Below are 18,920 nucleotides of genomic sequence, written 5' to 3'. Positions count from 1 at the left end.
TCGCATTGCCCGGAATAGTGTGGCAGCCGACGAGGTTGTCCTCGCTCACAGGTACTGGAAGGAGACATGGTCCGGATGGGTAGCGCATGATCGACGGAGTGACCGAACTGCCGAACCCGAGCATTCCTTCCGCACCGCCGACACCGTCGGCGATGCGCCGTGCCCTGCGGCGAGCCCGCGACGGGGTGACGCTGAACGTCGACGAGGCCACCGTGTTGCTGCACGCCCGCGGCGACGATCTGGCCGATTTGACCCGCAGCGCCTCCCGAGTGCGCGATGCCGCCGTGGAGTCGGCCGGTCGACCTCGGACCATCACCTACTCGCGCAATGTCTTCATCCCGCTGACCCGGTTGTGCCGGGACAAGTGTCACTACTGCACGTTCGTCACCGTGCCGGGCAAGCTGCGCGCCGAGGGCAAGGGCCTGTATCTCGAGCCGGAAGAGGTGCTCGACATCGCCCGCCGCGGCGCCGCCCTGGGATGTAAGGAGGCGCTGTTCACCCTCGGTGACCGGCCCGAGGACCGCTGGCCCGAGGCCGCGCAGTGGCTCGACGAGCGCGGGTACGACTCCACGCTGGACTACCTGCGCGCCGTGTCGATCATGGTGCTGGAGGAGACCGGGCTGCTGCCGCATGTCAACCCCGGCGTCATGTCGTGGGAGGAGATCTCGCGGCTCAAGCCGGTGACACAGTCCATGGGACTGATGCTGGAGACCACCGCCACGCGGCTGTTCACCGAGAAGGGCAACTGCCACTACGGCAGTCCCGACAAGGATCCGGCGGTGCGGCTGCGCGCGATCACCGATGCCGGACGCCTGTCGGTGCCGTTCACCACCGGCATCCTCGTCGGCATCGGCGAGACGCTGCATGAGCGTGCGGAATCCATTCTGGCGATTCGCAAGCAGCACAAGGCTTTCGGGCATATCCAGGAAGTCATCGTGCAGAACTTCCGGGCCAAGCAGGACACCGCGATGCGCGACACCCCGGATGCGGATATCGAGGAGTTCCTGGCGACCGTCGCGGTCAGCCGGCTGGTGCTGCCGCCGGATGTGGCCGTGCAGGCCCCGCCGAATCTGGTGTCGCTCGAGGAGTGCCGCGCGCTGATCGACGCCGGTATCGACGACTGGGGTGGGGTGTCGCCGGTGACCGCCGATCATGTGAACCCCGAACGGCCCTGGCCGGATCTGGACACCCTCGCCGAGATCACCGAGGCATGCGGATACGTTCTGGCCGAACGGACTTCGGCCCATCCCCGCTATGTGCGCGCCGGTAACCCTTGGGTGGACCCGCGCATCGGCGCCCACGTCGCCGCGCTGAGCGATCCCCGCACCGGTCTGGCGCTTCCGGATGCGATTCCGCAGGGCCTGCCCTGGCAGGAGCCCGACGAATCGTGGGAGTCCGCGGGCCGGGTGGATCTGCACTCGGCCATCGATACCGATGGCCGAAACACCGAGGCGCGCAGCGATTCCGGGCTCGGGAGCGAGGTGCTCGGCGCCTTCGGCGACTGGGAAACCATCCGCGAGCAGGTTCGTGAACTCGCCGCCGCCGCGCCGGAACGATTCGACGCGGATGTGCTGTCGGCCCTGCGTGCCGCCGAACGCGATCCGGCCGGGCTGACCGACGAGCAGTACCTGGCGCTGGCCACCGCCGACGGACCGGAGCTGGACGCCATCGCCGCGTTCGCCGATCAACTGCGCCGCGATACCGTCGGTGACGACGTCACCTATGTGGTGAACCGGAATATCAACTTCACCAACATCTGCTACACCGGCTGCCGCTTCTGCGCATTCGCCCAGCGCAAGGGCGATGCCGATGCCTTTACGCTGAGCACCGGCGAGGTCGCCGACCGCGCGTGGGAGGCCTACGTCGAGGGGGCTACCGAGGTCTGCATGCAGGGCGGTATCGATCCCGATCTGCCGGTCACCGGATATGCCGATCTGGTGCGCGCGGTGAAGAAGCGGGTGCCGTCCATGCACGTGCACGCCTTCAGCCCGATGGAGGTCGTCAACGGTGCCTCCCGCGGTGGTCAGAGCATCCACGACTGGCTTGCCGCGCTGAAAGAGGCCGGGCTGGACACCATTCCGGGTACGGCCGCGGAAATCCTGGACGACGAGGTGCGCTGGGTGCTCACCAAGGGCAAGCTGCCCACCTCCGCCTGGATCGAGGTGATCACGACCGCGCACCGGCTCGGCATCCGCTCGAGTTCGACCATGATGTATGGGCATGTGGACAGCCCCAAGCACTGGGTCGGCCATTTGCGGGTGATCCGCGGAATCCAGGACGAGACAGGCGGTTTCACCGAATTCGTGCCGCTGCCGTTCGTGCATCAGAGCGCCCCGCTGTATCTGGCCGGTGCCTCGCGCCCTGGCCCGACGATCCGGGACAATCGCGCGGTCCACGCCCTGGCCCGCATCATGCTGCACGGCCGCATCGACAATATCCAGACCAGCTGGGTGAAGCTGGGTATCACGGGTACTCGGGTGATGCTCACCGGCGGCGCCAACGACCTGGGCGGCACCCTGATGGAGGAGACCATCTCCCGTATGGCCGGTTCCGAACACGGCTCGGCCAAGACTGTCGCCGAACTGTCGGAGATCGCCTCCGGAATCGGCCGCCCGGTCCGGGAACGCACCACGATCTACGGTGTTCCGCCGCATCGGGCACCCGTTATGTCCCTGCCGGTCGGGTAGGGCTTCGGTGGGTCGGCGACGCGACACGAGTTAGGCAAGGCTGACCAGTAGTAATGTGAGGGTGCCGGGATACTGTTGCGGGGGCGCGGAAGTATCCCGCAGGCAAGGACCAGACTAGGAGAGCGGCAGTGCCGTACATCATCGCTGAACCGTGCGTTGACGTGAAGGACAAGGCGTGCATCGAGGAATGCCCCGTGGACTGCATCTACGAGGGTGGCCGCATGCTGTACATCCATCCGGACGAGTGCGTGGACTGTGGTGCATGTGAACCGGTGTGCCCGGTGGAGGCGATCTTCTACGAGGACGACACCCCGGACCAGTGGAGTGGATACGTCAACGCCAACGTCGACTTCTTCGACGAACTCGGTTCGCCCGGCGGCGCCACCAAGGTGGGCAAGGTCGACTACGACCCGCCGTTCATCGCCGCACTACCTCCGATGGCGAACGAGTAGGCGCATTGGCTACGCGTGGCCGGGTGAGCAGCCTGCTACCCGATTTTCCTTGGGACACCATCGCTTCGGCGAAGAAACGGGCGGCCGAGCATCCCGACGGCATCGTGGATCTGTCCGTCGGGACGCCCGTCGATCCCGTTGATCCGCTGATCCGGCGGGCTCTCGCCTCGGTCGCGGAGGTGCCCGGCTATCCGGCCACCCACGGCACGCCCGAGTTGCGGACGGCCGCGGTCGATGCGCTGAAGCGTCGGTTCGGGGTCACCGGCGTGGAACCCGATGCCGTGCTGCCCGTGATCGGCACGAAGGAGCTGATCGCCGGATTGCCGCGGCTGCTCGGGCTCGGCACCGACGATCTCGTGGTGATTCCGGAGGTGGCGTATCCGACCTACGAGGTCGGTGCGCTGCTGGCCGGCGCGCGGGTCGCCCGGGCCGACGGGACGGCGCAGCTCGGCCCGCAGCGGCCGGCGCTGATCTATCTGAACTCGCCGTCCAATCCGACCGGCCGGGTGCTGGGCGTGGAGCATCTGCGCAAGGTGGTGGCCTTCGCGCGCGAACGCGGTGCGATCGTCGCCTCCGACGAGTGCTACCTGGGCCTGGCGTGGGACGAGCGCGCGGTGTCGATTCTCGACCCGCAGGTCTGCGACGGCGACCATACCGGCCTGCTGGCGATGCATTCGCTGTCGAAGACCTCCAACCTGGCCGGCTACCGCGCCGGTTTCGTGACCGGCGATCCGGCACTGGTGCGCGAACTGCTCGAGGTGCGCAAGCACTCCGGCCTGATGATGCCGTTCCCGGTGCAGGCCGCCATGACCGCGGCACTGAGCGACGACGCCCACGAGGCCGCCCAGCGCGAGCGCTACCGGGCTCGGCGCGAGATTCTGCGGAAGGCCTTGCAGGAGGCGGGCTTCCGCATCGACCACTCCCAGGCGGGTTTGTACCTGTGGTCCACCCGCGGCGAGAACGGCCGCACCACCCTGGAATGGCTGGCCGACCGCGGCATCCTCGCCGCCCCCGGCGACTTCTACGGCCCCACGGCCGCCGACCACGTCCGCATAGCCCTCACGGCCACCGACGAACGCATCGCCACCGCCGCCGCCCGCCTGACCGTCCGGAACCTGGCTTAGGCGCGGGGTGGGCGGGAGTCCTGGGTGAATGCCGGGTTTCCGCTCGCCGGTTCGATGCGGGGGTCGGCGAAGATGGTCGCGCCGTTACCGGAGGTGGTCAGGCGCGCCGCGGCGTCGTCGGTCACCCGGATTGCGTAGAGTCCGGCATCCGGGTCGACGGCGACGAGGCCGAACGCGGTGTCGACATCTTCCTTGGCGAGCTGCAGGACCCGCAGGGCATCGGTCAGGGCCGAGCCCGGCGGCAACTGGACGGTGAGCATCGGCATTCCTCCACGCTACGCGCGGTTCCTCGCCCGGCGTAGCTCTTCGAGAATCGCAGCGGTGTCGGCGATTCCATACCCGCAGTCGTAATCGAAGCCGCCGCTGCCACGGTCGGCCGCCGTGCGGTGGATCAGGGTGCGCAGTTGGGCCGGTGGCAGGGCGGTCGCCGACCACTTGGTCCGGACGGCCGCGACCAGGCCGGCCGCCACCGGGCAGGCGGCGGAGGTACCCGTATCCGGTTCGTCCTCGCCGAAGACCTTGGATCCGAGGAAATGGGTGTAGGTGCAGATGTCCGGTTTGCGGTCGGCCAACCGGCCGGGCCCCTGGGACGAATAGCCGACGCGCTGTCCGCGGGCGTCGACGCCGCCGATGGTCAGCACGCTCGGATGCGAATTGGCACCGGTGATCGGCCGATCTCGAAAACCGCAGCGCCCGTCGGGGCAGTCGCGCCCGCAGTTGCCCGCGGCGAACAGGATGTCGGCCCCCGCGGCCTCCAGCGAACCGACGATCACATTGAACGGATGCGAGGGATTGTCGGAATAGTTGCCCGGCTGCCCCACGGGAAAATCCCACTCCGGCGAGAACGACCCCCAGCTGTTGCTGACCACCAGCGCCCGCGAGGCGGCAGGCTGGTCGGTGAGCACCGTGCGCAGGTGGGCATAGGCGGCGAGGGCGTCGGACAGCAGGCCGTCTATCGTGGAGTCGCCCTGCCGGGTGCTGCGCAGGACCGGGATGTCGAGGAACGAGGCCTGCGGTGCGGCGAGCGAGGCGTCGAAGGCGCACATGCTCCCGTGCTCGACGGGGAATCTGCCGGGTGTGCCGGTGACGCCCGGGGGATTCCAGCTGCGTCCCGCGTCGATGGTGATATGCCCGCCCCGCACCGCGTCGACGTGCGCGGCGTTGATGCCGGTGTCGACGATGGCGAGCGCCACGTCCTTGCCGGTGAGCCCGGCCGCCGTCAGCTCCTCGACGCGCAACTGCGTGCCGATATCGTGCCAGCTCCCGACCGCCGGATCGCCACCGCAGGTGAGCACGGGCTGGATGATCGGGTCGGTGAACACCCCCGCGACGGCTCGCTTCCCGGACAGCGCTGGCAGGGCGGCGCTGTCGTCGTCGCCGATCTCCCCGCGCACCAGGACCGAGGCATGGTCCGGCTGCAGCGAGTAGGCCGCCTGGTCCGCCGTCGGTGGCCGCGGCACGGCCACCGGCTCCCAGACGTCGTCGAGCGTGAAACCGGGCAGCTTACCGGTCACATCGGAGGCGGCAACGGTCACGGTGGGATCGGCCACGGCCGCAATCAGATCGGCGGCCGGGCGAAGTTGGATGACGACGCGCATAGTTTCTCATCCTGCCGTCCTCACCGCGGATTCGCTCGCAGTGTGCTCGACTCCGCGCGTCGAGCGTGCAAACCTGACGTGCGGTTCTGTCCCTCGACGGTAAGGCCGCGGCGTCGAGATTCGGTCACTTCGCGGCCCCGCCTGCATACCGACGCGGTGTCGGGTACGGCGTTAGCCTGGAAGCCATGGACGCTGTCACAGTTGTCCCGACTCCGGCGAACGAACCGGTGCATTCCTACGCGCCGGGAAACCGGGAACGAGAATTGCTGGTCGGTAAGCTGGCCGAGATCTCCGCCGACGTCGTCGACGTGCCGCTGGTGATCGGCGGTAAGCATCAGCCGGGCGGCGGTCCCCGGCACGACATCGTGATGCCGCACCGGCACCGGCACGTACTGGGCACCTACACCGACACCACCCACCAGGAGGGCCGCGCGGCGATCGAGGCCGCGGTGGCCGCGGCGCCCGGGTGGCGGGAGTTGCCGTTCGAGCAGCGGGCCGCGATCCTGCTGCGGGCGGCCGATCTGCTGGCCGGTCCGTGGCGGGAGACCCTGGCCGCCGCAACCATGCTGGGCCAGTCCAAGTCGGTGTATCAGGCCGAGATCGACGCCCCGTGCGAACTGGTGGATTTCTGGCGGTTCAACGTCGCCTTCGCGCGGCAGATTCTGGCCCAGCAGCCGGAATCGTCGCCGGGCGTGTGGAATCGGATGGACTACCGGCCGCTCGAGGGTTTCGTCTACGCCATCACGCCGTTCAATTTCAGCGCCATCGCCGGAAATCTGCCCACCGCACCGGCCTTGATGGGCAATACCGTGGTGTGGAAGCCGTCGCCGACCCAGACGCTGGCCGCCTACTACACCATGCGGCTGCTGGAGGAGGCCGGATTGCCGCCCGGCGTGATCAATATGGTCACCGGCGACGGCGCCGAGCTGTCGGAGGTGGCGCTGACCGATCCGCGGCTGGCGGGCATCCACTTCACCGGGTCGACCCGCACCTTCCAGTTCCTGTGGCAGCAGGTGGGCACGAATCTGTCGCGCTATCACGGCTATCCGCGTCTCGTCGGTGAGACCGGCGGCAAGGATTTCATCGTCGCGCACGCCTCGGCGGACCCGGATGCGCTGCGTACCGGCCTGATTCGCGGTGCCTACGAATATCAGGGCCAGAAGTGCTCGGCCGCCTCCCGCGCCTATATCGCGAAATCGGTGTGGCGGCGGATGGGCGAGGACTTTCTCGCCCAGGTCGCCGAGTTGAGCTACGGCGACGTCGCGGACCTGTCGAATTTCGGTGGGGCACTGATCGACCGGCGGGCCTACGATAAGAACGTGGCCGCCTTGGAGCGCGCCCGTGCCGCCGGGCTGGACGTTCCGGTCGGCGGCACCTACGACGACGGCGAGGGCTGGTTCGTCCGGCCCACGGTGCTGCTGGCCGACGATCCGCGCGACGAGGCATTCCGCACCGAGTACTTCGGGCCGATCCTGTCGGTGCACGTCTACGACGACGCCGCGCCCGGCGCCTATGCCGCGGTCCTCGCCGAGGTGGAGTCGGGCGCGCCCTACGCCCTCACCGGATCGGTCTTCGCGCGCGACCGGGAGGCCGTCGAACAGGCCTCGGCCGCACTACGTTTCGCCGCGGGCAACTTCTACATCAACGACAAGCCGACCGGCGCGGTGGTCGGTCAGCAGCCGTTCGGCGGCGCCCGCGCCTCCGGCACCGACGACAAGGCGGGCTCCCCGCTCAACCTGTTGCGCTGGATCGCGCCCCGCACCATCAAGGAGACCTTCACCCCGGCCACCGATTACCGCTATCCGCATATGGAGAGCCGGTGAATCCGCTGCGTCCCGCCATCTTGGCGGCGGCGGGCTCGTCGCGCATGAAGCGGGCCGTCACCAGGATTCCGGCGACGGCGAATGTGGTGCGCCGATTCGTGGCGGGCGAGTCGCGGGCCGATCTGGTGTCGGTGGCGCGGGAGCTGCTGCGCAGCGGGCGGATGGTGAGTGTGGATTTCCTCGGCGAGTACACGACTCAGCGATCCATGGCCGACGACGCCGTCATGGAATATCTCGCGTTGATCGACGATCTGGCCGCCCTGTGCCGCGCGGACGGCGCGGGGCCGGGGCAAGGAAACGACGTTCGGCCCGTGGAGGTTTCGGTGAAACTGTCGGCCCTGGGCCAGGCGCTGGGCGACGAGGGGCCGGAGATCGCCATCGCCAACCTGTGCACCTTATGCCTGCGGGCGGCGCAGGCGGGTGTGTGGGTGAACGTCGACGCCGAGGACCACACCACCACCGACGCGACGCTGGCGGCCGTGCGGCAGTTGCGCGTCGAATTTCCGTGGCTGGCCGTCGCCGTGCAGACCTATCTGCGCCGCGCCGAGACCGAATGCCGGGAACTGGCCGCCGTCGGCGCGCGAATCCGGTTGTGCAAGGGCGCCTATCGGGAACCGGAGGAGGTCGCCTATCAGCGGCGGGCCGAGGTGGACTCCTCGTATCTGCGCTGCCTGGATGTGTTGATGCGCGGCGGCGGCTACCCCATGGTGGCCACGCACGATCCGGATATGATCGCGGCCGCCGCCCGGTTTGCCGCCGAACACGGTTTCGGGACCGATGATTTCGAGTTCCAGATGCTCTACGGCATCCGCGATGCCGAGCAGCGCCGACTGTCCGAGAACGGGTATGCGGTCCGCGTCTATGTGCCCTACGGCACCCAGTGGTACGGCTACCTCATGCGGCGGCTGGCCGAGCGGCCCGCGAATCTGGGCTTCTTTCTGCGCGCCTTGGCCGAACGGCCCACTGCCGCCGCCTGAACCGAGCCCTACACCAGCGCCAGGCCGAACCGCCGCCGCATCCGCAGGTCGAACAGCAGGTAGTTGAACGGGAAGACCCGGATCACCGTCGGCATGCGCACCCACACGAACGACACCGCGCGCAGGATGGCCAGGTAGCGACGCTCGTCGCGGTCGGTCCAGGTCATGCCCATCTGGTCGCGCAGATGCTGCGGCAGCAGGGCCGTCACGCCGAAGCGGTGGATGCGCGCGAACACGAATCGCGGCACCGGGGAGAGCATCTTCAGGTCGATCAGATCGTTGAAGTAGCGACGGACCGGCTCGTCGATGGTGCGCTGGGCGAGGTTCTCCTCCCAGTACCGGTAGAAGGCCGCGCGGTCGGCGGGCCACATCTCCGGCCGCATCTGCAGCGTGGTGCCCAGCCGGGCGCTGTACCGATAGAAGGCCTCGGCCAGCTCGGGTTCCATCGGGCCGCGCATGCGGGTGTAGAGGTCGTCGATGCCCCAATACAGGCATGCCGCCACCCACAGCTGCAATTTCGGGTCGAAGGCGTTGTATTTGACCGGGCTGCCCGGCTTGGAGCGGATGGGCCGATGCGAGGCGTTGACTGCCTCCCGATAGGCCTTGCGATCCTCCTCGGTGCCCATCCAGGCCACCGCGAGGTAGGTCAGCGTGGTGCGCAGTCGCTTGATCGGATGCAGCGTGACCTTGCCGCTGTCGACCGGGCTCTCCAGGACGCCGTAGCCGACCGGAGGATGGCTCAGTTGCATGACGACATTCGCGGCCCCACCGAGGAAGGCGGCGATACCGTCGAGGTGCTCGCGGACTTTTTCCGGGGTGAGCGGCTCGATCGCCGAGGGGGTCGGCTCGTACTCGGGCACGCGCAGCGGGGCGGTCATCGTTGACTCGTCTCCTCGATCTCGCTTCACGCCGCGAGGCGGAAGAAGTGTGAGAAACTTCTCGTCTCACCTTCTCATCGCGATCATGGTCTGTCAAGGCCGGCGCCGCACCTCGTGATGATATGGGATGATCTTCTTATCATCGTTTCGTTGCATCGAGAGGGGATTCCGTCATGGCCAAGCTGGCCAAACTGCTGCCGCTGGTGCGTGACGCGGGCCCCGAGGACAGCAACCAGACCCGCGTGCTCGATGCGGCGCTGATGGCCTTCCTCGATTTCGGCATCAAACGCACCAGCATGGTGGAGGTGGCCCGGCGCGGCGGGTTGTCGCTGGCCACGCTGTATCGCCGATTCGCCGGCAAGTCCGATCTCATCCAGGCCGTCGGGCTGCGGCAGGCCCGGCAGTTCATCCAGCAGGTGGACGCCGCCGTGCAGCGCCAGATCGATCGCGATGCGGGCGCGGAGGATCAGATCGTCGAACTGTTCGTCGCCTTCCTCGACGGACTGCGCGGCAACCGGCTGCTGGATCGGCTGCTGAAGACCGAACCGGAGATCGTGCTGCCGTATCTGACCGTGCAGGGGGCGCCGGTCATCGAACTCGGGCGCGACTATCTGGCCGAATTCATCACCCGCCTGCAGCGCGAAGACAAACTTGCGCAGTACGACCCGCTGCCGCTGGCGGAGACGATCGCGCGCACCGCGCTATCGATGGCGCTCACCCCGCAGACGGTCATTCCGCTGGGCGACGAGGCGGCGCTGCGGCAGTTCGCCCGCGATCACATCGTGCCCGGATTCCGCATCCGCTGATCACACCAGCCGCAGCCCGAGACGCTGGCGGATGCGCATATCGGTCAGGAAGGCATTGATCGGAAACAGCTTGACCTGCCGGGGCATTCGCTCCTCGACCGCGCCCACGGTGCGCAGCAGCCGGGCCAGCCGGCGATCGTCGCGCTCGTTCCAGGTCATGCCCATCTGCTCGCGCAGGTGCGGCGGCAGCAGTCCGGCCACGACGAAGCGGTGGAATCTGCCGAAGGCCAGCTGCATCGGGCGGGGGAACATCTTCAGGTCGATCAGATCCTCGAAGTACGCGCGCACCGGCGGATCGATGGTCATGCGGGCGAGAGTCGACTCCCAGTAGCGGTCGAAGGCCGCTCGGTCGGGCGGCCACAGCTCCTGCGGCATCTGCAGGGTCGTCCCCAGCCGGGCGCAGTGGTGGTAGAAGGCGTCCGCATCCGCGTCCGACATCGGGCCGTGCATGCGCTCGTACAGGTCGCGGGCGCCCCAGTACAGGCAGGCCGCCACCCACAGCTGCAGGCTCGGGTCGAAGGCGTTGTACTTCACCGGGCTCGTCGCGGTGGAGCGCACCGGGCGATGCGACCAGTTGACCGCGGCGCGGTAGGCGGCGCGCTCGTTGTCGCTGCCCAGCATGGCCACCGCCAGATAGGTCAGGGTGGTGCGGGTGCGCTTGAGCGGATGCAGCATGACCTTGCCGCTGTCCACGGTGCTCTCGAGGACGCCGTAGCCGACCGGTGGCGAGCTGAGCTGCATGATGACATTCGCCGCGGCGCCGAAGAATGCCGCGGATCCGTCCACATACCGCGTGATATCGAAATCGCTGCCCGGAAGCCCGGGTTCGTGCGTCGTTGCGCGAAGCGGCCTGGTCATCGTTGACCTCTTTGTCATGAGAAGCTTGTTCACTAAAGTTCTCACTGGCTCACGGCTGTGTCAACCGTCACATTCGAGCGTAAGCCGAATCGCAATGACGGCGTGCAAGTTCCGGTTGGTACGTTGGGCGCGTGTCGTACGGGTCGTTACCGCTGTTGCGTTCGCTGAATCCGGTCGCCGTCGCCGCGGGGGCCGATATCCCCGATGCGGTCACCATCGACGGGGAGACGTTGTCGCGCAGCGATCTGATCGGTGCGGCGACCTCGGTTGCCGAGCGGATCGCCCGTGCCGATCGGGTCGCGGTGCTGGCGCGGCCCACGGCGACCACGGTGCTGGCCGTGGTCGGCTGCCTGATCGCGGGGGTTACCGTCGTCCCGGTGCCGCCGGATTCCGGTGCGGCCGAACTCGAGCACATGCTCACCGACTCGGGTGCGCAGGTATGGCTCGGCGACGCACCCGAGGGGGCGACGCTGCCGGTCGTGCCGGTGCGCAAACATGCGCGCTCCTGGCATACCTATCCCGAACCGACGTCGGAGACAACGGCTTTCGTGCTCTACACCTCGGGGACAACCGGTGCGCCCAAGGGGGTCGTGCTGAGTCGCGGGGCGATCGCGGCGGGGTTGGATGCGCTTGCCGAGGCGTGGGCGTGGACGGCGAACGATGTTCTGGTGCACGGGCTTCCGCTGTTCCACGTGCACGGGCTGATCCTGGGTCTGCTCGGCCCGCTCCGGGTGGGCAGCCCCCTCGTGCATACCGGTAAACCGACGCCGGCGGCGTATGCGGCGGCCAAGGGGACGATGTATTTCGGCGTACCCACGGTGTGGTCGCGAGTAGTCGAAGACCCCTCGGCCGCGCGGGAATTGGCGAACGCTCGACTGTTGGTGTCGGGCAGTGCGCCGCTGCCGGTGCCGGTCTTCGAGCGGCTGCGGGAACTCACCGGACATGCGGCGATCGAACGCTACGGCATGAGCGAAACCATGATCACGCTGTCCACGCGGGCCGACGGCGAACGGCGGCCGGGGTGGGTCGGGACGCCGGTCGCCGGGGTGCAGACCCGGCTGCGGGACGAGGCGGGTAATGCGGTGCCGCACGACGGGGAAAGCGTCGGCGGCCTGCAGGTACGCGGTCCGATGCTGTTCGACGGGTATCTCGACCGGCCCGAGGCCACCGCCGAGTGCTGGACCGACGACGGCTGGTTCCGCACCGGGGATGTGGCCGTCATCGACGGTGACGGCTTCCACCGCATCGTCGGCCGCGAATCGGTCGATCTCATCAAGTCCGGCGGTTACCGCGTCGGCGCGGGCGAGATCGAGACCGCGCTGCTCGGCCACCCCGCGGTCGCCGAGGTTGCGGTCGTGGGGGTGCCCGACGACGATCTGGGCCAGCGCATCGTCGCCTTTGTCGTACCGCGCGGCGCAGCGGGCGAATCCATCGAGAAGGACCTCATCGACCATGTCGCACAGCAACTCTCGGTGCACAAGCGACCCCGCGAGGTGCGGCTGGTGGATTCGTTGCCGCGCAACGCCATGGGCAAGGTGCAGAAGAAACTATTGGCTTGACCTCTAGCGCACTCGAGGTTCTAAGGTCGTCGCGTGATCGCAACACTGTCGCCCGCCCAGATCGAGTATCTGCGCGCCCAGCGATTGGGCCGACTGGCCACCATCCGCCCGGACGGCTCTCCCCAGAACAATCCGGTCGGCTTCCGCTACAACGAGTCCCTCGGCACCATCGATATCGGCGGCCACAACCTCGGCGCCTCCCAGAAGTTCCGCAACCTCGCCAAACACGACCGAGTAGCCTTCGTCGTCGACGACATCGAATCCCTCGACCCCTGGGAAGTCCGCTGCCTCGAAATCCGCGGCACCGCCCAAGCCCTGCGCGGCGTGGACACCTTCATCCCGGGCGGTTCCCCGGAACTCATCCGCATCACCCCCGAACGAGTCCTCGCCTTCGGCATCGAGTAGTAAATCCCCCGCCGCTCGCTGCGCTCCCGGCGGGGAACCAATGGGCCTGTCGGCGGCGGGGAAGCAATGGGCCTGTCGGCGGCGGGGAAGCAATGGGCCTGTCGGCGGCGGGGAAGCAATGGGCCTGTCGGCGGCGGGGAAGCAATGGGCCTGTCGGCGGCGGGGAGCCAATAGGCCTGTCGGCGCGGGAAACCAACAAGTCTGTCGGCGGCGGGGCGACCAATAACGCCTTATGGCGCGTGCCTCCACATGCCCGGCGTGAGCCCCTCCCATGTCCCCACCGCGCCGCGAGCTCGTTGATGAGGAGGGCGAGCCTCATCTCTGCGAGGCGGGCCTCTCATATCCCCCACCGCGAGCGCTAGCGAGCGGTGGGGGACTCGCTCAGTTGGCGTGGAGGGCGGCGTTGAGTTCGATGCCGGTGCCCTTGCGGGGGACGACCTCGACGGTGCCGGTGAGGGAGTTGCGGCGGAACAGGAGGTTGGACTGGCCGGACAATTCGGCGGCCTTGGTGGTGCGGCCGTCGGGGAGGGCGACCTTGGTGCCGGCGGTGAGGTAGAGGCCTGCCTCGATGATGCAGTCGTCGCCGAGGGAGATGCCCAGGCCCGCGTTGGCGCCGAGCAGGCAGCGTTCGCCGATCGAGATGACGTGCTTACCGCCGCCGGACAGGGTGCCCATGATCGAGGCGCCGCCGCCGATATCGGAGCCGTTGCCGACCACCACGCCGGCGGAGATGCGGCCCTCCACCATGGAGGCGCCGAGCGTGCCCGCGTTGTAGTTCACGAAGCCCTCGTGCATGACCGTGGTGCCCTCGGCCAGATGCGCACCCAGCCGCACCCGATCGGCATCGGCAATACGCACCCCGGACGGCAGCACGTAGTCGACCATGCGCGGGAACTTGTCGACCCCGTACACCGCGACAGCCCCGCGGGCGCGCAGCTTGGCCCGGACCAACTCGAAGTCCTCGACCGCACACGGTCCGTGGTTGGTCCACACCACGTTGCTGAGCAGGCCGAAGATGCCGTCCAGGCTGGTGCCGTGCGGGCGGACCAGTCGGTGCGAGACCAGATGCAGCCGCAGGTAGACGTCGTGGGTGTCGGCCGGTGCGGCGGACAGATCGGCGATGGTGGTGCGCACCGCGACGACCTCGACGCGACGGGCCTCGTCGAAACCGACGAGCTCGGCGAACTGGGTGTATTCGGGATCGGCCGGGCTCAGCTTCTCGGTGCCGGATGTGGCGAACTCGCCCAGCTCGGGATACGGATACCAGGTGTCGAGGACCGTCCCGTTCACGGTCACCGTCGCGAGGCCGACTGCGGATGCTCCCTGAATACTCACGCCGAGCAGTCTATTGGCTGGGTTCATTAGGGTGGGTGGGGTGACCCTCGATCTGCGTGCCGACCCCATTGCGCTCACCGCCGCCCTCGTCGACATCCCGAGCGTCTCTCAGGACGAGGCGGCCATCGCCGATGTCGTCGCCGATGCGCTGCGGACCCAGACCGAGGGCTTCGAGGTGATCCGCGACGGTAACGCCGTACTGGCCCGCACCAACCGTGGCCTGCCGACCCGGGTGATCCTCGCCGGGCATCTGGATACCGTGCCGATCGCCGGCAACGTGCCCGGCCGGTTCGTCGTCGAGAACGGTGAGCAGCAGTTGTACGGCTGCGGCAGCGTGGACATGAAGTCGGGCGATGCGGTCTTCCTGCACCTGGCGGCCACCGTCGCCGAGCCGATCTGCGATCTGACACTGATCTTCTACGACTGCGAGGAGATCGCCGCCGAATTCAACGGCCTCGGCCGCATCGAACGCGAACTGCCCGAATGGCTCGAGGCCGACCTCGCCATCCTGGGCGAGCCGTCCGGCGGCCGGATCGAGGCGGGTTGCCAGGGCACGCTGCGGGCCCGGCTCACGACGTCGGGCACCCGCGCCCATACCGCGCGAGCCTGGCTGGGCAACAACGCGATTCACCAGCTGGCGCCGATTCTGGACCGGCTGCGCAACTACCGGGCTCGCGAGGTCGACATCGACGGCTGCGTCTATCGCGAGGGCCTGTCGGCGGTGCAGGTATCCGGCGGTGTCGCGGGCAATGTGGTCCCGGACGAGGCCGAGGTGGTGGTGAATTTCCGCTTCGCGCCCGACCGCACCCTCGACCAGGCGACCGAGCATGTGCGCGAGGTCTTCGCGGGCCTGGACATCGGATTCGAGCGCACCGACGGCGCCCCCGGCGCCCTGCCCGGCCTGTCGGCCCCCGCGGCGAAGAATCTGGTCGAGATCGTGCACGGGCACGGCGGGGGAGGGGTGCGCGCCAAGTACGGCTGGACCGATGTCTCCCGGTTCGCCGCGCGCGGCATCCCGTCGGTCAACTTCGGCCCCGGCGACCCCAACCTGGCCCACAAGATCGACGAGCACGTCCCGACCGCGCAGATCACCACCGTCACCCAGATCCTGCGCAGCTACCTGACCGGTGCGTGACCGGGACCACGGAGTGGCATTACCAGCGCTGCTAGCGTGGTCCCATGGCCACCGACTCCGAGCCCGATTTCGTCCGATCGCCGAAGTCGACCCCGAAGTTCCGCGGACCCATCATGTTGCGTCGTGATCGAAAAGATGGCACCGGCACCACCGATCAGCATTTGCTCGATGGTCGCGGGCCTACCGACTGGGTGCATACCGACCCCTGGCGAGTGCTGCGCATCCAGAGCGAATTCGTGGAGGGCTTCGGCGCCCTCGCCGAGATTCCGCGCGCGGTGGCCGTTTTCGGTTCCGCCCGCACCCGGGTCGACACGCCGGAGTATCAGGCGGCCCGTGCGATCGGCGGTGCGTTGGCGCGGGCCGGGTTCGCGGTGATCACCGGTGGCGGCCCGGGCGTGATGGAGGCGGCCAACCGGGGAGCGTCGGAGGCGGGCGGATTCTCGGTCGGACTCGGCATCGAACTGCCGATGGAGCAGGGCCTCAACGAGTGGGTGGACCTGGGCATCAACTTCCGCTACTTCTTCGCCCGCAAGACGATGTTCGTCAAGTACTCGCAGGCATTCATCTGCCTGCCGGGTGGTTTCGGCACCCTCGACGAGCTGTTCGAGGCGCTGACACTGGTCCAGACCCGCAAGATCACCCGATTCCCGATCGTGCTGTTCGGCACGCGGTACTGGTCGGGTTTGGTGGATTGGCTGCGGGATTCGCTGCAGGGATCGGGCAAGATCTCGCCCGGCGATCTGGGCCTGCTGCATGTGACCGACAGTGTGGAGGAAGTGATCGACATCGTGGTGCGGGCAGCCGAATCGCGCGCCGAGAACGCGCTCGGTACGGAGGATCAGTGGTGAGTGAGCGGTCGTATGCGGTGTGCGTCTACTGCTCGGCGAGCGCCGCGGCACCCGAACAGTTGCGACTGGCCGCCCAGGTCGGTACCGAAATCGCCCGGCGCGGTTGGCAATTGGTGTCCGGCGGCGGCCATGTGTCGATGATGGGTGCGGTGGCCACCGCGGCCCGGGCCGGTGGGGCGCGCACGATCGGCGTGATCCCCAAACAGCTGGTGCATCTCGAGGTGGCCGACGTGGATGCCGACGAACTGGTCGTCACCGACACCATGCGCGAACGCAAGCAGATCATGGAGGAGCGCGCCGACGCCTTCCTCACCCTGCCCGGCGGTGTCGGCACGCTGGAAGAATTCTTCGAGGCCTGGACCGGCGGATACCTTGGCCTGCACGACAAGCCGCTGGTGGTGCTCGATCCGCGCGGACACTACCGGGGCCTGTTCGACTGGCTCGACGAGATAAAGGGTGCGGGATTCCTCGGGCAGCCCGCGCTCGACCGGGTTACGGTGACATCGGACCTGGCATCGGCCTTCGAGGCGCTGGCCGAGCCGCTCTGAGCTCGAGCCCTGGTGGAGGAAAACCGTGACCGCGGATGCCCGCAACGTCTCCCTGTTCGATCTTGCCCGGAAACTGCCCGGAATGGCTTGGGAGGCACCGGGAATGCTCCGCGGCGCGCTCGGCATGCTGGTGCGCCCGCACGACCGGGTCTCGGTGGGCCTGCACTTTCAGCGAGCCGCGCAGCGGGTGCCGGACCGGACGTTCCTCCGCTTCGAGGGACGTGACTACACCTATGCAGAGGCCAATGCCGAGGCCAACCGCTATGCCGATGTGCTGACCTCGCGCGGGGTGCGGCGCGGGGATGTGGTCGGGGTGCTGATGACCAATCGGCCCGAGACGCTGATCGCGATACTCGCGGCGGTGAAGCTGGGAGCCACGGTCGGATTGCTGAATCACCATCAGCGCGAACAGGTTCTGGCGCACAGCTTCGGCCTGCTGGACAGCGCGGTGAACGTGATCGGCGAGGAGTGCCGCGAGGCGCTGGAGTCGCTGCCCGAGCCGCCGCCGAATCTGCTGTACTCCGCCGAACTCGCGGATCTGGCCCGCGGCGCCGATGCCACGAATCCGCCGGTGTGCGAGGACATCCGGGCTCGTGAGCGCGCCTTTTTGATCTTCACCTCCGGTACCACCGGCATGCCGAAGGCCAGTGTGATGACGCACCTGCGGTGGAACAAGAGCATGTCGGGGATCGGCGGGCTGGGCATTCGGCTGCACGCCGACGACACCCTGTACTGCTGCCTGCCGCTGTACCACAATAATGCGATCACCGTGGCGCTGGGCGCGGTGGTGGGCGCGAAGGCGACGCTGGCGCTGGGCCGGAAGTTCTCGGTGTCGCGGTTCTGGGACGAGGTGATCGCCTCTCGCGCAACGGCATTCATCTACATCGGCGAGCTGTGCCGCTATCTGCTCAATCAACCCGCGAATCCGGCCGAACGCCGCCATTCGGTGCGTATGGCGATCGGCAACGGACTGCGCCCGGAATTGTGGGATCAGTTCCGGCAGCGTTTCGGCATCGGGCGGATCGTCGAATTCTATTCGGCCAGTGAGGCGAATATCGCCTTCATCAACGCATTCGGGGTGGACCGCACCGCCGGATTCGGCCCGCTGCCGTATGCGGTGGTCGAATTCGACGAGGCCACCGGCAAACCCAGGAGGTATCCGGACGGGCGGCTGCGCCGGGTGGGCTCCGGCGGGGTCGGGTTGTTGCTGGCCAAGGTGACCGACAGGTCCCCGTTCGACGGATACACCGACCGGGAAGCGACCGAATCGAAGCTGGTGCGCGATGCCTTCACCGAGGGGGACTGCTGGTTCGACACCGGGGATCTGGTGCGCGATCAGCATTGGCGGCACATCTCCTTCGTGGACCGCCTGGGCGACACGTTCCGCTGGAAGGGTGAGAACGTCGCCACGACCGAGGTGGAGAGCGCCTTCGACGGGGCCGAGGCGGTGGCCGAGGCCGTTGTGTTCGGTGTCGACATTCCGGGCACCGACGGGAAGGCCGGTATGGCGGCGGTGACGCTGCGGCAGGGCGTCGACTTCGACGGCCGCACCCTGGCCGCTCACCTCTTCGAGCGACTGCCCAGCTATGCGGTTCCCCTGGTCATCCGCATCGTCGACGAGCTCGAGACCACCTCCACCTTCAAGAGCCGCAAGGTCGAGCTCCGCAAACAGGGCTACACCCCCGACGAGGCGTCCACCCTCTACGTCCTGTCCGGGCGCAGCGACGGCTACGTCCCCTACTACGACGCCTATCCCGACGAGGTCGCCGCGGGCAAATCCCCCAGGCCCTGAACGCCGCACCCTGCCGTCCCTGCGCACCGGCTATGACCGTGCATACCGGGTGTGAGGTGCCAGAAGGGGTGCGGCGGCTGTGGGACAGGGGTCGG

The 18,920-nt window shown here is 68.1% G+C and carries 17 protein-coding genes; 12 read left to right on the top strand and 5 right to left on the bottom strand.

All coding sequences use genetic code 11. From position 1 onward, the window contains the following. Positions 1-86: 86 nt before the first annotated feature. From IU452_RS02255 to dapC, 3 genes are all read left to right on the top strand, one after another. Positions 87-2,687: a bifunctional FO biosynthesis protein CofGH gene (locus tag IU452_RS02255; protein WP_195107161.1), complete on the top strand. Its 2,601-nt coding sequence runs from the start codon at positions 87-89 to the stop codon at positions 2,685-2,687. 128 nt (positions 2,688-2,815) lie between these two features. Beyond that, positions 2,816-3,139, top strand: a complete 324-nt coding sequence (fdxA, locus tag IU452_RS02250; protein WP_195107160.1) for a ferredoxin — start codon at positions 2,816-2,818, stop codon at positions 3,137-3,139. 23 nt (positions 3,140-3,162) lie between these two features. Further along, positions 3,163-4,263 (top strand): succinyldiaminopimelate transaminase, encoded by a 1,101-nt coding sequence (gene dapC, locus IU452_RS02245; protein WP_195107159.1) that lies wholly within the window; start codon positions 3,163-3,165, stop codon positions 4,261-4,263. On the opposite strand, the gene IU452_RS02240 is transcribed toward dapC, so the two are convergent. Beyond that, positions 4,260-4,529: a hypothetical protein gene (locus tag IU452_RS02240; RefSeq protein ID WP_195107158.1), complete on the bottom strand. Its 270-nt coding sequence runs from the start codon at positions 4,527-4,529 to the stop codon at positions 4,260-4,262. The genes dapC and IU452_RS02240 overlap by 4 nt on opposite strands. 9 nt (positions 4,530-4,538) lie before the next feature. Further along, a complete protein-coding gene (locus IU452_RS02235; RefSeq protein WP_195107157.1) occupies positions 4,539-5,861 on the bottom strand; it encodes a S8 family serine peptidase in 1,323 nt (440 codons plus the stop codon). Positions 5,862-6,046: 185 nt separating this feature from the next. On the opposite strand from IU452_RS02235, the gene pruA reads away from it, so the two are divergent. Together pruA and IU452_RS02225 are read left to right on the top strand one after the other, a co-directional pair. Continuing rightward, positions 6,047-7,684, top strand: a complete 1,638-nt coding sequence (gene pruA / locus IU452_RS02230) for an L-glutamate gamma-semialdehyde dehydrogenase (RefSeq protein WP_195107156.1) — start codon at positions 6,047-6,049, stop codon at positions 7,682-7,684. Between the two features lie 44 nt (positions 7,685-7,728). Next, positions 7,729-8,661 (top strand): proline dehydrogenase family protein, encoded by a 933-nt coding sequence (locus IU452_RS02225; RefSeq protein ID WP_195107479.1) that lies wholly within the window; start codon positions 7,729-7,731, stop codon positions 8,659-8,661. Positions 8,662-8,669: 8 nt separating this feature from the next. On the opposite strand, the gene IU452_RS02220 is transcribed toward IU452_RS02225, so the two are convergent. After that, positions 8,670-9,539, bottom strand: a complete 870-nt coding sequence (locus tag IU452_RS02220; protein WP_195107155.1) for an oxygenase MpaB family protein — start codon at positions 9,537-9,539, stop codon at positions 8,670-8,672. A 173-nt stretch (positions 9,540-9,712) separates the two neighbouring features. Here IU452_RS02220 and IU452_RS02215 point away from each other — a divergent pair, with 173 nt between their 5' ends. Beyond that, positions 9,713-10,345: a TetR/AcrR family transcriptional regulator gene (locus IU452_RS02215; protein WP_195107154.1), complete on the top strand. Its 633-nt coding sequence runs from the start codon at positions 9,713-9,715 to the stop codon at positions 10,343-10,345. On the opposite strand, the gene IU452_RS02210 is transcribed toward IU452_RS02215, so the two are convergent. Then, positions 10,346-11,203 carry an oxygenase MpaB family protein gene (locus tag IU452_RS02210; protein WP_195107153.1) on the bottom strand — a complete coding sequence of 286 codons (858 nt, stop codon included), beginning with the start codon at positions 11,201-11,203 and terminating at the stop codon, positions 10,346-10,348. It abuts the gene before it with no gap. Positions 11,204-11,334: 131 nt separating this feature from the next. On the opposite strand from IU452_RS02210, the gene IU452_RS02205 reads away from it, so the two are divergent. Further along, positions 11,335-12,762, top strand: coding sequence for an acyl-CoA synthetase (locus tag IU452_RS02205; protein WP_195107152.1), 1,428 nt, complete (start codon positions 11,335-11,337; stop codon positions 12,760-12,762). A gap of 33 nt (positions 12,763-12,795) precedes the next feature. Then, the gene (locus IU452_RS02200) at positions 12,796-13,167 is read left to right on the top strand and encodes a PPOX class F420-dependent oxidoreductase (protein ID WP_195107151.1); all 372 of its coding nucleotides are present in this window, start codon (positions 12,796-12,798) and stop codon (positions 13,165-13,167) included. 381 nt (positions 13,168-13,548) lie between these two features. On the opposite strand, the gene dapD is transcribed toward IU452_RS02200, so the two are convergent. Then, positions 13,549-14,502, bottom strand: coding sequence for a 2,3,4,5-tetrahydropyridine-2,6-dicarboxylate N-succinyltransferase (dapD, locus tag IU452_RS02195; RefSeq protein WP_195107150.1), 954 nt, complete (start codon positions 14,500-14,502; stop codon positions 13,549-13,551). A gap of 40 nt (positions 14,503-14,542) precedes the next feature. Between dapD and dapE the strand changes: the two genes are divergently transcribed. From dapE to IU452_RS02175, 4 genes are read left to right on the top strand one after another with little or no spacing between them, the layout of a single operon-like run. Then, on the top strand, positions 14,543-15,637 hold the full coding sequence (gene dapE, locus IU452_RS02190) for a succinyl-diaminopimelate desuccinylase (RefSeq protein WP_195107149.1): 1,095 nt from the start codon (positions 14,543-14,545) through the stop codon (positions 15,635-15,637). A gap of 44 nt (positions 15,638-15,681) precedes the next feature. After that, a complete protein-coding gene (locus IU452_RS02185; RefSeq protein WP_195107148.1) occupies positions 15,682-16,485 on the top strand; it encodes a TIGR00730 family Rossman fold protein in 804 nt (267 codons plus the stop codon). After that, the gene (locus IU452_RS02180; RefSeq protein ID WP_195107147.1) at positions 16,479-17,033 is read left to right on the top strand and encodes a TIGR00730 family Rossman fold protein; all 555 of its coding nucleotides are present in this window, start codon (positions 16,479-16,481) and stop codon (positions 17,031-17,033) included. Before IU452_RS02185 ends, IU452_RS02180 begins: the two co-directional genes overlap by 7 nt. Positions 17,034-17,058: 25 nt before the next feature. Further along, entirely contained in the window at positions 17,059-18,825 is a 1,767-nt protein-coding gene (locus IU452_RS02175; protein WP_195107146.1) for a long-chain-acyl-CoA synthetase, read from the top strand. Positions 18,826-18,920 lie beyond the last annotated feature (95 nt).

This window comes from Nocardia transvalensis, from assembly GCF_015477765.1.
Taxonomy (GTDB): Bacteria; Actinomycetota; Actinomycetes; order Mycobacteriales; family Mycobacteriaceae; genus Nocardia; species Nocardia transvalensis_A.
The sequence above is the reverse complement of the archived record's forward strand: the minus strand, read 5'-3'. Positions and strand labels throughout refer to the sequence as shown.

Excerpts from the sequence above, each read along its gene's own strand:
- IU452_RS02255 (WP_195107161.1), top strand. The coding sequence starts at position 87 with ATGATCGACGGAGTGACCGAACTGCCGAACCCGAGCATTCCTTCCGCA.
- IU452_RS02240 (WP_195107158.1), bottom strand. The coding sequence starts at position 4,529 with ATGCCGATGCTCACCGTCCAGTTGCCGCCGGGCTCGGCCCTGACCGAT.
- IU452_RS02235 (WP_195107157.1), bottom strand. The coding sequence starts at position 5,861 with ATGCGCGTCGTCATCCAACTTCGCCCGGCCGCCGATCTGATTGCGGCC.
- pruA (WP_195107156.1), top strand. The coding sequence starts at position 6,047 with ATGGACGCTGTCACAGTTGTCCCGACTCCGGCGAACGAACCGGTGCAT.
- IU452_RS02225 (WP_195107479.1), top strand. The coding sequence starts at position 7,729 with ATGAAGCGGGCCGTCACCAGGATTCCGGCGACGGCGAATGTGGTGCGC.
- IU452_RS02220 (WP_195107155.1), bottom strand. The coding sequence starts at position 9,539 with ATGACCGCCCCGCTGCGCGTGCCCGAGTACGAGCCGACCCCCTCGGCG.
- IU452_RS02215 (WP_195107154.1), top strand. The coding sequence starts at position 9,713 with ATGGCCAAGCTGGCCAAACTGCTGCCGCTGGTGCGTGACGCGGGCCCC.
- IU452_RS02210 (WP_195107153.1), bottom strand. The coding sequence starts at position 11,203 with ATGACCAGGCCGCTTCGCGCAACGACGCACGAACCCGGGCTTCCGGGC.
- IU452_RS02185 (WP_195107148.1), top strand. The coding sequence starts at position 15,682 with ATGGCCACCGACTCCGAGCCCGATTTCGTCCGATCGCCGAAGTCGACC.